The sequence below is a fragment of the Nioella sediminis genome (assembly GCF_001879695.1).
In the GTDB taxonomy this organism is placed as follows: Bacteria; Pseudomonadota; Alphaproteobacteria; order Rhodobacterales; family Rhodobacteraceae; genus Nioella; species Nioella sediminis.
The window spans coordinates 131,494-145,348 of record NZ_MNBL01000041.1 but is presented as its reverse complement, the minus strand read 5'-3'; the positions used below and the strand labels follow the sequence as shown (position 1 = coordinate 145,348).

General features: G+C 66.1%; 9 protein-coding genes. 8 read left to right on the top strand and 1 reads right to left on the bottom strand.

Annotated features, from left to right (window positions below):
* Positions 1-41: 41 nt before the first annotated feature.
* The 8 genes from regB to trxA all read left to right on the top strand — a co-directional run bounded on the left by regB (position 42) and on the right by trxA (position 12,303).
* Positions 42-1,457 carry a sensor histidine kinase RegB gene (regB, locus tag BKY26_RS05815; RefSeq protein ID WP_083431335.1) on the top strand — a complete coding sequence of 472 codons (1,416 nt, stop codon included), beginning with the start codon at positions 42-44 and terminating at the stop codon, positions 1,455-1,457.
* Positions 1,458-1,514: 57 nt separating this feature from the next.
* Entirely contained in the window at positions 1,515-3,086 is a 1,572-nt protein-coding gene (locus BKY26_RS05810; RefSeq protein WP_083431334.1) for a PAS-domain containing protein, read from the top strand.
* A 49-nt stretch (positions 3,087-3,135) separates the two neighbouring features.
* The gene (tsaE, locus tag BKY26_RS05805) at positions 3,136-3,639 is read left to right on the top strand and encodes a tRNA (adenosine(37)-N6)-threonylcarbamoyltransferase complex ATPase subunit type 1 TsaE (protein ID WP_071689447.1); all 504 of its coding nucleotides are present in this window, start codon (positions 3,136-3,138) and stop codon (positions 3,637-3,639) included.
* Entirely contained in the window at positions 3,636-4,559 is a 924-nt protein-coding gene (locus BKY26_RS05800; RefSeq protein WP_071689446.1) for an aminoglycoside phosphotransferase family protein, read from the top strand. The genes tsaE and BKY26_RS05800 overlap by 4 nt, the downstream gene beginning before the upstream one ends.
* On the top strand, positions 4,556-5,242 hold the full coding sequence (locus tag BKY26_RS05795; RefSeq protein ID WP_321184864.1) for a nucleotidyltransferase family protein: 687 nt from the start codon (positions 4,556-4,558) through the stop codon (positions 5,240-5,242). The genes BKY26_RS05800 and BKY26_RS05795 overlap by 4 nt, the downstream gene beginning before the upstream one ends.
* Complete coding sequence (gene addB / locus BKY26_RS05790; RefSeq protein WP_071689445.1) at positions 5,235-8,189, top strand: double-strand break repair protein AddB; 2,955 nt, start codon at positions 5,235-5,237, stop codon at positions 8,187-8,189. The genes BKY26_RS05795 and addB overlap by 8 nt, the downstream gene beginning before the upstream one ends.
* Positions 8,186-11,569: a double-strand break repair helicase AddA gene (gene addA / locus BKY26_RS05785; RefSeq protein ID WP_071689444.1), complete on the top strand. Its 3,384-nt coding sequence runs from the start codon at positions 8,186-8,188 to the stop codon at positions 11,567-11,569. The genes addB and addA overlap by 4 nt, the downstream gene beginning before the upstream one ends.
* A 413-nt stretch (positions 11,570-11,982) precedes the next feature.
* A complete protein-coding gene (gene trxA / locus BKY26_RS05780; RefSeq protein WP_071689443.1) occupies positions 11,983-12,303 on the top strand; it encodes a thioredoxin in 321 nt (106 codons plus the stop codon).
* A gap of 161 nt (positions 12,304-12,464) precedes the next feature.
* On the opposite strand, the gene BKY26_RS05775 is transcribed toward trxA, so the two are convergent.
* On the bottom strand, positions 12,465-13,829 hold the full coding sequence (locus BKY26_RS05775; protein ID WP_131541776.1) for an ammonium transporter: 1,365 nt from the start codon (positions 13,827-13,829) through the stop codon (positions 12,465-12,467).
* Between the last annotated feature and the right edge of the window lie 26 nt (positions 13,830-13,855).

The following is a 13,855-nucleotide window of genomic DNA, read 5'->3' as shown; positions in this document are numbered from 1 at the left end:
ACGTCTGCGCAACTGTGACAGAACGCCCCCGCCGGAACAGGATGCCCCGCATGGCCCAGACGACCGACCCGACCCGCACCTTGTTGACGCGCGACTTGCGCAGCGGCTGGGTACGTCTGCGGACGTTGCTGGTGCTGCGCTGGTTGGCGGTGCTGGGCCAGACCGCGACGGTTGTGGTGGCCAGCCTGTTTCTGGGCCTCAGGGTGGAACTTGGCCTGTGTTTCCTGGCCATCGGAACGTCGGTCCTGTCCAACATGATCGCGATGACGGTGTTTCCGCCGAACCAGCGGCTGGCGGATTGGGATGCAATGCTGACGCTGCTGTTCGATTTGACGCAGTTGTCTTTTCTGCTGTTTCTGACTGGAGGCCTGAACAATCCCTTCGCGCTGCTGATCCTTGCGCCGGTGACGATCTCGGCCACGGCCCTGACCATGCGGTCGACGGTGATCCTGGGGCTGGCGGCCATCGTGCTGATCACGCTTGTGGCGTTCTATCATGTGCCACTGACGACGCGCGCGGGCGAAGTGATCGAACTGCCCGCCTTGTTTTTGGCCGGGTTTTGGGCGGCCATCGTCATCGGCATCGTCTTCCTGTCGGGCTATGCCCGCCGCGTGACGTTGGAGATCCATTCCATGAGCCAGGCGCTGCTGGCCACGCAGGAGGCGCTGGCGCGCGAACAGAAGCTGACCGATCTGGGGGGCGTGGTGGCCGCTGCCGCGCATGAGCTGGGCACGCCTCTGGCCACGATCAAGCTGGTGTCTACCGAATTGGCGGAAGAGCTGGAGGACAACCCCGATCTGGCCGCGGATGCCCGCCTGATCCGAGAACAGGCCGACCGTTGCCGCGATATCATGCGCGATATGGGACGCGCCGGGAAGGATGACCTGCATATGCATTCCGCCCCGTTCGGGGCCGTGGTGCGCGAAGCGGCGGAACCGCATGTGGATCGCGGTGTCGAGGTGCATTTCGAGTTCGCCCCGATGCCCGGAGCCGATGAGGCTCAACCGGCGATCTATCGTCGCCCCGAGATTATCCATGGCATCCGCAATCTTGTGCAGAACGCGGTGGATTTCGCCAATGACGATGTCTGGGTCGATGGGCTTTGGGACGGGCACAACATCTATCTGCGGCTGACCGATGACGGGGCAGGCTTTCCCCCGGATCTGATCGGGCGGCTGGGTGACCCGTTTCTGAGGCGGCGCAAATCGCCGCGCGATGAGCAACAGCGGCCGGGATATGAGGGCATGGGTCTGGGGCTGTTCATCGCCAAGACGCTACTGGAGCGGTCCGGTGCCCGTGTCGCTTTCCGCAACGCCACCGATCCGTTCCTGCTGGCCGAGGAAAGCGGAGAGAGGCGCGGCGCGATGGTCGAGGTGACCTGGCCCGCCGCAGCGATCCAACTGGCCGAGGGCGTGGCCCACGCGCCGCTGGGCGAGAACCGTCCGATTCAGGCTTAACCCCGTCTTAACCATTCATCTGTTGTTATCCACAAGCCATGCGGTGTTGGGGACGAAATGACATTGACCGATCCGACGACGATTCTGTTTCTGGTGGGGATAAGCCTGGCCGCGGGTGGATTTTCCGCCGTCCTGGGCATGTCGCTGACTCGCGGCGGGGGCGGGTTTCGCCACGTCATGCTGCGCGGGCTGGATCTGCCCCGAAGCTATGCCTTCCGTGATGGCTATCTGCTGTCGGATCTCGACGACACCGACGCGATGCTGACCGACCCGAGCGACCGGGTGGGCGCCTGGACGGAGCTGCGCGAAAGCCTGTCGGCGCTGAACCCCGATGTGGCCGCGAAGATGGAGGCGCTGCGCGACCGGGGTGACGGGTTCGTGCTGATTGGCCGGATCGGCGGGGATGAGCTGTCGATCAGTGGCCGCGTTTCCGAGGGGCGATGCCTGATCACCGTCGCCTCGCTGGAGCCGGGGCAGGACCGCAAGATGATCGACCAGGCCGGGCTGGACGCGCTGGAATCGGAACTGGACCTGTTGCGCCACGGTCTGGACGCCGGACAGATGCTGCTATGGCAACAGGATTCGGCGGGCCAGAACATCTGGGCCAACAAAGCGTATTTCGACATGCTGCAACGGGTCGAAGGCAGCGATGGGGGGCTGGTCTGGCCGATTCGCAACCTGTTCGACCCGGACGATCCTCTGACCGAAGGCCAGACCCGGCGGATGTCGCTGGACGCGGACGATCTGCTCTGGTTCGACCTGACATGCCGCGGCTATCGCAATGGTAAGCTCTTTTCGGCGCAACCCATCGACCGGGTCGTGGCCGCTGAAATCGCGCTGCGCGACTTCGTGCAGACCCTGTCGCGCACCTTTGCCCATCTGCCCATCGGGCTGGCGATTTTCGACAAGCAGCGGCAGCTGGTGCTGTTCAACCCGGCGCTCGTATCGCTGTCGACGCTGCCCGTGGACTGGCTGTCGGCCCGGCCCGATCTGTTCGCCTTCCTCGACAAGCTGCGCGAAAAGCAGAGGATGCCGGAGCCGAAGAACTACCAGGCCTGGCGCGCCGGGCTGGGAGAATTGGAACAGGCCGCGCGCGATGGCACCTACCAGGAGATGTGGAACCTGCCCAACGGCCAGACCTTCCGGGTCATCGGGCGGCCCCACGCGGATGGGGCGGTGGCCTTCCTTTTCGAGGATATCAGCCAGGAAATGACCCTGACCCGCAAGTTCCGCGGCGATCTGGACCTCTACCAATCGGTCATCGACGACAGTGCCGAGGCGATGGCGGTGTTTTCCCGCGATGGCCGCTTTGTCATGGGAAACCGTGCCTATCGGGCGCTATGGCAGGGTGAACCCGCAACAGTATCGGAGGCAACGGGCCATTGGCAGGCGGCCTGCGCGCCCACGCCCCTATGGGGCGAGATTCGCGACTTCGTCGGCGGTTATGCCGACCGCAGCGCCTGGACCGAACGGGTGGTGCTGAAGGATGGCGGATGCCTTGTCTGCCGGTTGGCCCCGTTGAAAGGCGGGGCGAGCCTTGTGGCCTTCCAGACAGGCGCCGCGCCGTTGCCTTTGCCCGGCCCGGACCCGGAGGCCGAAACAGAGACGGTGCTGATTTCGTCGGGCTGAGCGCGCGGGCGCGGTTGCGGCCCGGCGGGGCCTTGATAAACTCGCGCCCATGCCGAACCCCGTCCGCCCCGTTCTTGCCGAAACCACGCTGCCCTCGCCAGAGGCCACGTCGCGGCTGGCTCTGCATCTGGCGGACCGGCTTGCGCCGGGGGATATCCTTTGTCTCGATGGTGATCTCGGGGCCGGGAAGACCCATTTTGCCCGGTCGCTGATCCAGCACCTGCAAGCGGCCGAGGGCCGGGTGGAGGACGTGCCGTCGCCCAGCTTCACGCTGGTCCAGACTTACGAGGCTGGTGGCCACGAGATCTGGCATGCCGACCTGTATCGCCTGAGCGATCCGCAAGAGGTCGATGAACTGGGCCTGACCGACGCCTTTGACACGGCCATCTGCCTTGTGGAATGGCCCGACCGGTTGGGCGATGAAATGCCTGCCCGCGCCCTTTGGCTATCGCTGCGGATGGTGCCGGGGCAAGACGATGCGCGGGCGCTGACGATCTCCTCCGCCCGCCCCGATCTTTGGGCCGACCGGCTCAGCCTGGTGGTGCCCGCATGAGTGCCCTTGTGCAGGAGTTTCTCGACACCAATGGCTGGGGCAACGCGACACGCGTGCCGCTGGCGGGTGATGCATCGGCCCGGCGCTATGAACGCCTGACCCTGGGCGATGCGCGCGCGGTGCTGATGCTGGCCCCCCCCGAGGACCGTGCCGCCTTTGACGCGTTCCTCAGCATTGCTGCCAAGCTGCGGGCCATGGCGCTGTCCACGCCGCTGATCATCGGGTCCGACAAGGACAGGGGCCTGATGTTGCTGGAAGATTTTGGCGACCGAAGCTTTGCCACCCTGGGGCCGGATCTGATGGAAGCGGGCCTTGCCGCTGCGGATGTGCTGATCCATCTGGCCCGCCACCCGGAGGGGTGGAGCCTGCCCGCCCTGACCCCGCATGTGATGGCCGAGATGACCCGGATCGCGCTGCCGGATGGCACCGATGCGGACGCGGCGCTTTCGGAAATGCAGGCGCAGTTCGCCCGCGTCTTCACCGCGCCGCTGGTGCCTGCCCTGCGAGACGTTCATGCGGAAAACCTGCTGTGGCTGCCAGACAGGCTGGGGCTGACCCGCGTTGGCCTGCTCGATTTCCAGGACGCGGTGCTGGCCCCGCCGGGCTATGATCTCGTGTCCTTCATCAAGGACGCGCGCCGCGATATCCCTGACGATATCGCCTCTGCCATGACTGTCCGGTACACGGACGCGCTGGCTATCGACGAAGATGGTTTTGCCGAGCAATGCGCGCTGCTCAGCTTCCAGAGAAACCTGCGCATTCATGGCGTCTTCCGCCGTCTGGCGCGGGACCGGGGCAAACCCGAGTACCTGAGCCACCTGCCGCGCGTTTTTGCCCATGTCGCCGACGCGCTGGCGCACCCGGCGTTTAGCGATCTTGCCGGGGCGATGGGGCCGCTTTTGCCGGGGCTGAGGTCATGATGCCGACCGCCTGCATGATCCTCGCCGCCGGGTTCGGCACCCGCATGGGCGCCCTGACGCAGACCCGCCCCAAGCCACTGATCCCGGTCGCGGGGCGGCCCCTGATCGACCACGCCCTGGCGCAGGCGCGCGGTGCGGGTGTGGGGCGGATCGTGGTCAATGGCCACCACCACGCCGATCAGATGCGCGCCCATCTGCACGGCATGGCGGATGTGGCGTTTTCCGAGGAACAGCCGGTCATTCTCGACAGTGCCGGGGGCATCCGCCACGCCCTGCCGCTGCTGGCGGCTGACACGATCTTCACCCTCAACGCCGATGCGGTCTGGTCCGGCCCCAATGCTCTGGCAACGCTGGCCGCCGCATGGGACCCGGAGCGGATGGACGTACTGGCCCTGATGGTCCCGCAATCGCGCGCCGTGGGGCGGCAGGGGGGCGGCGATTTCGCCCGTGATACGCAGGGCAGGCTTGGCTGGGACAAGGCGGGAGAGGTCTATACCGGCGCGCAGATTCTGAAAGCGGGGCTTCTGGACGGCTATCCCGAGGGGCCATTTTCGCTGCATGACGTCTGGCGCGCGGCGATGGCGCAGGGCCGGATGTTCGGCACGCCCTATAAGGGGCATTGGGCCGATGTGGGCCACCCGGACGGGATCGGACTGGCCGAGGAAATGGTGACCCATGTTTGAAGCCCCCCCCACCCCCCGCGTCTTCGCCACGCCCTTGGGCGTCGATTTCACCGCCGCGCTGGTCAAAGGCGTGGCCGAGCGTCTGGAGGGCCAGCCGCCCCATGCCCTGGCGCGAGTGGAGATCTACGTCAACACCGCCCGCACGCAACGCCGCCTGCGCGCGATCTATGCGGAAAAGGGCGCGGGCTTCCTGCCGCGGATCAAGCTGGTGACGGACCTCGCCCGCCGCCCCGACATGACCGGCCTGCCGCCCGCGATCTCTCCCTTGCGGTTGCGGCTGCAATTGTCACAGACCGTCTCGGCGCTGCTGGACCGCGAACCGGACCTTGCGCCGCGATCCTCGCTCTATGGCCTGTCCGACAGCCTCGCCGATCTCATGGGCGAGATGCAGGAGGAGATGGTCACGCCGGATACGGTCGCGAGGCTCGACGTCGGCAACCATTCCGCCCATTGGCAGCGCTCGCAAAAGTTTCTCGGCATCGTCGCGCCCTATTTCGCGGGCAGCGAGGATCACATGTCGGTCGAGGCGCGGCAGGCCGCCGTGGTCGCCCGGTTGGTGTCGCTGTGGTCCGTGGCCCCGCCCGATCACCCGATCATCGTCGCGGGCTCCACCGGGTCTCGCGGGCCAACGGCGCGGTTCATGGAACTGATCGCAGGGCTGCCGCAAGGCGCGGTGATCCTGCCGGGCTTCGATTTCGACCAGCCCCGCGCGGTCTGGGACCGGTTGACCGATCAGATGGGCGACAGCCTCAGCGGTGGCGAGGATCACCCTCAGTTCCGCTTCGCCAGCTTCGCCGCGCGGGTGGGGATGCACCCCTGTGATGTGCAGGTCTGGGGCAGCGATGCGCCCGCGAATCCCGCCCGCAACCGGCTGATTTCACTGGCCATGCGTCCCGCGCCGGTCACCGATCAATGGCTGGAAGAGGGGCCGAGGCTGACCGAGGTCACGCAAGCCGCCGAACAGCTCACCCTCATCGAGGCCGCCAGCCCGCAGCTGGAGGCCGCCGTCATCGCCCTGCGCCTGCGCCGTGCCATCGACGAGGGCAAGCGCGCCGCGCTGATCAGCCCCGACCGGGTGCTGACCCGGCAGGTTACCGCGGCGCTGGACCGCTGGCGGATCGAGCCGGATGATTCCGCCGGTGAACCCCTGTCGCAGACCGCGCCGGGGCGGCTGCTGCTACACGTCGCGGGCGGTCTGGCCGAGCGGATGACGGCAGAGGATCTGCTGGTTCTGCTGAAGCACCCCCTGACCCATTCGGACAGCGACGACCGGGGTGATCACCTGCGCCGCACCCGCGATCTGGAACTGCAAAACCTGCGCGGCAAGCTGCCCTTCCCGACCCGTGCCGATCTGGTGGACTGGGCGGCAAAGCGCGAGACCGATCCGGGCGCGATGGAGTGGGCCGCCTGGGTCGCCGATGCGGCGCTGAGCCTGCACGCGCCGGGGCCGCAACCGCTGGCCGATCACGTCGCGCGGCATCTGGCGGCCACTCAGCTTCTGGCCACAGGGCCGGGGGCGGAGGGCACAGGGGCGCTTTGGCAGAAGGATGAGGGCGAAAAGGCCCTTGCCCAGATGCAGGCGCTGGAGCGGGAGGCCGACGCGGGCGGCACCATGACCGCCGCCGAATATCGTGATTTCGTGGGGGCCGTGCTGCGCGAGGAAGAGGCGCGCGACCCGCTGGCCCCGCATCCCGACATCATGATCTGGGGCACGCTGGAGGCGCGGGTTCAGGGCGCCGATCTGGTCATTCTGGCAGGGCTCAACGAAGGTTCCTGGCCGTCTGCGCCCGGCGCCGATCCGTGGCTCAATCGCTGGATGCGCGCCAAGGCGGGGCTGCGGCTGCCCGACCGGGTGATCGGCCTCTCGGCGCATGACTTTCAGCAATCGGTGACGGGGGCGGAGGTCTGGCTCTGCCGTGCCAAACGCGATGCGGAAACCGAAACCGTGCCCTCGCGCTGGCTCAACCGGATCGTGAACCTGATGAAGGGCGCAAGCGCGGAAAGCGCGGCGGCGCTAGAGGCGATGACCGCGCGCGGCCGCGACTGGCTTGCACTGGCTGAACGGCTGGACGACCCCGCCGCCCGCGTTGCCCCTGCCAAGCGCCCCGCGCCCGCGCCCCCCGCCGAACAACGCCCCAACAGCCTGTCGGTCACGCAGGTCGAAAAGCTGATCCGCGATCCCTACTGGGTCTATGCCCGCAAGGTGCTGGACCTACGGCCGCTCGAACCGCTGCGCCAATCGCCGGACGCGCCCCTGCGCGGCACCATTCTGCATGACGTGCTGCACGATTTCATCGAGGCCACATGGGACGGTCTGCCCGACCAGCCCGAGGCGCTGCTGTTGAGGATTGCCGACGAGGTGCTGGAGGACGCCGCCCCCTGGCCCGCCGCCCGCCGCCTCTGGCGTGCCCGGATCGAGAAGATCGCCCCTTGGTTCATTGCAACCGAGCGGGAGCGCCGCGCCCTGGGCGCCCCGTGGCGGCTGGAGGCTGAAGGCAAGGCGGAGCTTGGCGCGCCCGGTTTCACCCTGACCGGCACCGCCGACCGGATCGACAAGGCCCCGGACGGGCGCATTCTTATATATGATTACAAGACCGGTAGTGCGCCGTCGAAGGATCAGGAAAAAGCGTTCAACAAACAGCTCTGGCTAGAGGCCGCGATGGCCGCGAAAGGCGCATTCGGAGAGCCGATGGACACCGCCCTCATCGCCTATGTGGCGCTTGGGTCCGGGGGCGATGTGCGGGATCACCCCGTGACGCAAGCAGAGGTTGCCGAGATTACCGAAGGCTTTGGCAAGCTGCTCGACCATTATCTGAATGAAAGCAACGGCTTCACCTCCCGTCGCGCGATGGAGAAAGTGTTGTTCGAAGGCGACTATGATCACCTCGCCCGCTTCGGCGAATGGGATGAAACCATGGCTGCCGAAACCGTGAAGGTGGGGCAATGAGCATCCAGTTCGACGAGGCCACCACCGCCCAGATCACCGCCGCCAATCCGTCGGCCTCCACCTGGCTGTCGGCCAATGCGGGCAGCGGCAAGACACGGGTGCTGACCGACCGCGTTGCGCGACTTCTTCTACAAGATGTGCCGCCCGAACGCATTCTCTGCCTGACCTATACCAAGGCCGCCGCGTCCGAGATGCAGAACCGCCTGTTCAAGCGGCTTGGCGAGTGGGCAATGAAGCCCGATGCCGACTTGCGCGACGACCTGTTGAAGCTTGGCATGAACGCAGGCACCCTGACCCCCGCGCTCCTGTCCCATGCCCGCACGCTCTTTGCCCGCGCGATCGAGACACCCGGCGGGTTGAAAATCCAGACCATCCACTCCTTCTGCTCCGCCGTCCTGCGCCGCTTCCCGCTAGAGGCCGGGGTCGCCCCCAACTTCACCGAAATGGACGAACGCGCACAGGCGATGCTTTGTGCCGATGTGCTGGACGGTCTGGCAGAGGGCGCGGGGCAGGGTGCTGTCGATGCGCTGGCCGCCCATGTCTCTGGCGACGACCCCATGCCGCTCATCCGTGCGCTTCTGGGCAAGCGGCTGGCATTCGAACAGGACTGGCCCGACGCCGATATCATGGCCTGGTTCGACCTGCCCGCAGGCTATTCCGCCACCGACCTGATCGCCCATGTCTTCCACGGCGATGAACGCGACATCTGCCAGATCGTCCGCCAGAATCTCGACCCTGACAACCGCAATCAGGGCACCAATCACCGGCGGCTGTCAGCGATCAACTGGGACGATCCGGGGCTGAACGATATCGCAACGCTGGAAGAGGTCTTCCTCACCGGCTCCAAAACCAAGACCCCCGACAGCCCCAAGATCGGCAGTTTCCCGACGAAACCCATCTGGGCGCAAATGTCCGCGATCCATGAACCGCTGGAGGCGCTGATGCTGCGCCTGGCAGAGGCCCGCCCGATCCGCCGCGCCCTTGTCGCCGCGGAAAAAACCCGCGCGCTGCACCGCTTCGCCCAAGGCTTCCTTCCCGCCTATGACAAGGCCAAATCCGCGCTCGGCTGGCTCGATTTCGACGACCTGATCCTCGCCACCCGCCGCCTTCTGGCCAATAGCGGTGTCGCGCAATGGGTGCTCTTCCGCCTCGATGGCGGTATCGACCACATCCTCGTGGACGAAGCGCAGGATACCTCGCCCGCCCAATGGGATATCGTCGCGCAACTGGCCGAGGAATTCGCCGCCGGGTCCGGGGCGCGGGCTGATGTGGACCGGACGATCTTCGTCGTTGGTGACAAGAAACAGTCGATCTATTCCTTCCAGGGCGCCGACCCCGACGGGTTCGACCGGATGCGAGAGCATTTCGCCGCGCGCCTGCACGATGCCGAGGCGCTGTTCCAGTCCCGCGTGCTGGCCCATTCCTTCCGCTCCGCCCCGCCGATCCTGCGCCTCGTGGACGAGGTCTTCAAAGGGGCGGCCAGTGCGGGCGTCGGGCAGGACGTCACCCATATCGCCTTCAAGCAGGACCTGCCGGGGCGCGTCGATATCTGGCCCGTCGTCGAAAAGGCGGATAGCGAAGAAAAACCCGATTGGGACGATCCCGTCGATCAACGCGCCGATCACCATCATTCGGTGGTGCTAGCCCGCGCCATAGCGGGCGAGATCAAGCGCATGATACAGACCGGCACGCCCGTCACCGTCGAGGGCCAGCGCCGCCCCGTCACGGCGGGCGATATCCTGATCCTCGTGCAGCGCCGGTCTGACCTGTTTCACGAACTCATCGCCGCGATCAAGGAACAGGGCCTGCCCATTGCCGGTGCCGACCGGATGCGGCTGGCCGCTGAACTCGCGGTCAAGGATCTGACGGCGCTTCTGTCCTTTCTCGCCACGCCAGAGGATGACCTGTCGCTCGCCGCCGTCCTGCGCTCGCCCCTTTGCGGCTGGTCGGAACCGGCCCTGCATGATCTGGCTCATGGGCGCGGCAAAACCTTCCTCTGGCGCGCCCTGCAACAGCGCCGCGACATGGACCCCGACACCGTTGTGATGCTGGAGGATCTGCGCAATCACGCCGATTTCCTCCGCCCCTATGACCTGCTCGAACGCATCCTGATCCGCCATCACGGTCGCCGCAACCTGCTGGCCCGGATGGGGAACGAAGCCGAGGACGGCATCGACGCGATGCTGGCGCAGGCGCTGGCCTATGAACGGATGGAGGTGCCCAGCCTCACCGGCTTCACCGGCTGGCTTCAGGCCGATGATGTGCAGATCAAGCGCGACCCCGGCAGCGCCGGCGACCAGATCCGCGTGATGTCGGTCCATGGGGCAAAGGGGCTGGAGGCCCCCGTCGTCATCCTGCCCGACACCGCCTATCGGCAAAGCAACCACAGCGCGCCCAAGCTTTTCGCGCCCGAAAGCGGCCCGGTCTGTTGGGCCGGTCGCAAGGATGACAGCCCCGAGGTGATGCGCGACCTCTTCGATGAGGCCGCCGCGCGCGAGGTAGAGGAGCGTAACCGTCTGCTCTACGTCGCCATGACCCGCGCCGAAAGCTGGCTGATCGTGGCGGCGGCAGGCGACATCGCCAAGGGCGAAAACGAAGGTTGGTATCCCCATATCCTTACCGCCGCGCAGGCCTGCAACGCCGCGCCCTTCGCAACGCCCACCGGGCAGGGCTGGCGACTGGAAACCGGCGACTGGACGGCGATGGACCACAGCACGCAGCCCGCGCGCGCGCCCTCCGCGCTGCCCGACTGGATCGCCACCCGCCCGGCGACCCGCCCGCGCGACACGAAACCCCTGTCGCCGTCTGACCTTGGCGGGGCCAAGGTGCTGCCCGGCGATGGCGCGGGGCTGGACGAAGACGCCGCCAAACTGCGCGGCCGCCGCCTGCACCTGCTGCTGGAGCATCTGCCGGACCTTCCCCAATCGGGCTGGTACGCCGCCGCGCCCGGCATTCTGGCGGTGGAGGGGGAGCTCCCCGATGCCGACCTCGCAGAACTCTTTGAGGAGGCCACAACCTGTCTCACCACCCCGGCGCTCGCGGCGCTCTTCACCCCCGACGCGCTGGCCGAGGTCACCCTGACCGCTCCCAGCCCGACCCTGAACCGCACCCTCCTGGGCCAGATCGACCGGCTGATCCTCGCCCCGGATCACGTGCTTGCCGTCGATTTCAAATCCAACGCCACCGCGCCCGACCGGCCCGAGGACACACCTGACGGCATCCTCCGCCAGATGGGCGCCTATGCCGAAATGCTCGCCGCCATCTACCCCGACAAACGCATCGACACCGCCATCCTCTGGACCCGTCCCGCGCTACTCATGCCGCTCCCCGCCGAGCTCACCACCCCGGCGCTGATCCGCGCCCGCGACGATCTGAAGTGACACAGGCCAAGCGCACTTATCGCTCCCGCACAACGCCCCTTTCATCTTGGCAAAAAATACCTCCGCCGGAGGCATCCCGCACTCTCGACCAGAGATCCGCTCGGTCCGGCTCACAGTCCTCTCCGATATCCCGTGGCAACGCGGACCGACGAGGCCTCCCGCGTAAGCGGGGGGTTGAGGAGGGCCGCTCCCCGGTCGACGCGCGATGCGCGGCGAAACCGCGATTCATATGCACGCCCGGTGTACGGGGGGTGTACAGGGGGTGTACGGGGGGGCGCCCCCCTCAATCCCGGGCGAAATGTGCCGCGCCGATCACATGATTGCGCTTGGGTGTTTCAGTCGCTTGACCTTGTCCATCGCCGCCCATACGTTTCGCCCCTGACTCGTGAAAATTCTCTCCAGGAGGGCTAGATATGGCCACCACCGCCGTCACCGACGCAACATTTGACGCTGAAGTCAAACAATCCGATATCCCCGTCGTGGTGGATTTCTGGGCCGAATGGTGCGGCCCTTGCCGCCAGATCGGTCCCGCGCTGGAAGAGATCTCGGAAGAGATGGCCGGCAAGGTGAAAATCGTCAAGATCAACGTAGACGAGAACCCGAATTCCCCCATGCAACTGGGTGTGAGAGGGATTCCCGCCCTGTTTCTCTTCAAGGGTGGTGAAGTTGTGTCGAACAAGATCGGCGCAGCCCCGAAAGCCGCCCTGCAAAGCTGGATCGAAGGCGAAATCTAAGCGCTTTCCGGTTTTCCAAACAACCCTGCCACGCCCAGGCGCGGCGCGGTTATTTGTGTGCTGATAGGACCTTACAGGAAAAGCGGCGCCCGGATGGGACGCCGCTTTCCGCTCTGCCAATCCGGGAAATAGGGAGAGCCCGGATCAGCCATGTTACCGGTTCAGCCCTTGGAGAATTCCGGGTAGGCTTCCATCCCCAGTTCCGACATGTCGAGGCCCATCATCTCGTCCTCTTCACTGACACGGATGCCAACGGTCATTTTCAGAACGTACCAGATGACCGCGCTGCCGACGAAGGTGAACACACCATAGGCGGCAATGCCCGTCAGCTGCGTCGCAAGGCTTGCACCCTCATTGTAGAAGACCACGGCGATCGTGCCCCAGATCCCGGCGAAGAGGTGCACCGGGATGGCGCCGACCACGTCGTCGATCTTGAGCTTGTCGAGGAAGGGTACCGCGAAGACCACGATGACACCGCCCACGGCACCGATCCAGAGTGCGCCGAACAGGGTGGGGGCGAGAGGCTCTGCGGTGATCGACACGAGGCCAGCCAGGGCGCCGTTCAGCACCATGGTCAGGTCGACCTTGCCGAACATCACCTGCGTCAGGATCATTGCGGCAACGGCACCCGCTGCAGCGGCCATATTGGTGTTGGCGAAGATGCGGCTGACGTCAGAGATGTCGCCGACGGTGCCCATGGCCAGCTGCGAACCGCCATTGAAGCCGAACCAGCCGAGCCACAGGATGAACGTGCCGAGCGTGGCAAGGGCCAGGTTGGACCCGGGGATCGGGTTCACGCGGCCATCCTTGCCGTATTTGCCAAGGCGCGGCCCGAGGATCAGGGCACCGGCCAGAGCGGCCCAGCCACCCACGGAGTGCACGATGGTCGACCCGGCGAAGTCGGAGAACCCAGCCTGTGCCAGCCACCCGGTGCCCCACTGCCAGGAGCCGGAGATCGGGTACATGACACCGGTCAGGACCACGACGAAGGCCAGGAACGGCCACAGCTTGATCCGCTCCGCCAGGGCACCCGAAACGATCGAGGCGGTGGCGGCAACGAAGACCAGCTGGAAGAAGAAGTCCGACCCGACCGACGCGTAGTCGAGCGCTGCATCGGCTGCGGCGACGCCGACGGGATCAAGCACCGTCGTGTTGAAGAAGCCGCCGACATATCCCGCGATGATCCAGCCATCGGGGTATGCGCCAGTGGCCTCGTCAAAGGCCCCAGGGTACATCAGGTTGAAGCCCATCAGCCAGTACATGATGGCGGCGATGGAAAACAGCGCGATGTTCTTGGTCATCTGCATGGTGACGTTCTTGGACCGCACCAGACCGCCTTCCAGCATGGCAAAGCCAGCCGCCATGAAGAAGACAAGGAACCCCGCCATGCAGAACAGCAGGGTGGTCATGATATAGGGGCCGATCTCGTCAAAGGTCGGCACGGCTTCGGCCTCTTGGGCGAGGCCCATGGTGGGCAGCAGGACTGCCGCTAGGGCAACTGCCGGAAGAAACTTTCTGACTTGCATGGTATTTATCCCTGGTTCTGACAGTT

Excerpts from the sequence above, each read along its gene's own strand:
- regB (WP_083431335.1), top strand. The coding sequence starts at position 42 with ATGCCCCGCATGGCCCAGACGACCGACCCGACCCGCACCTTGTTGACG.
- trxA (WP_071689443.1), top strand. The coding sequence starts at position 11,983 with ATGGCCACCACCGCCGTCACCGACGCAACATTTGACGCTGAAGTCAAA.
- addA (WP_071689444.1), top strand. The coding sequence starts at position 8,186 with ATGAGCATCCAGTTCGACGAGGCCACCACCGCCCAGATCACCGCCGCC.
- BKY26_RS05800 (WP_071689446.1), top strand. The coding sequence starts at position 3,636 with ATGAGTGCCCTTGTGCAGGAGTTTCTCGACACCAATGGCTGGGGCAAC.
- BKY26_RS05810 (WP_083431334.1), top strand. The coding sequence starts at position 1,515 with ATGACATTGACCGATCCGACGACGATTCTGTTTCTGGTGGGGATAAGC.
- BKY26_RS05775 (WP_131541776.1), bottom strand. The coding sequence starts at position 13,829 with ATGCAAGTCAGAAAGTTTCTTCCGGCAGTTGCCCTAGCGGCAGTCCTG.
- tsaE (WP_071689447.1), top strand. The coding sequence starts at position 3,136 with ATGCCGAACCCCGTCCGCCCCGTTCTTGCCGAAACCACGCTGCCCTCG.
- BKY26_RS05795 (WP_321184864.1), top strand. The coding sequence starts at position 4,556 with ATGATGCCGACCGCCTGCATGATCCTCGCCGCCGGGTTCGGCACCCGC.
- addB (WP_071689445.1), top strand. The coding sequence starts at position 5,235 with ATGTTTGAAGCCCCCCCCACCCCCCGCGTCTTCGCCACGCCCTTGGGC.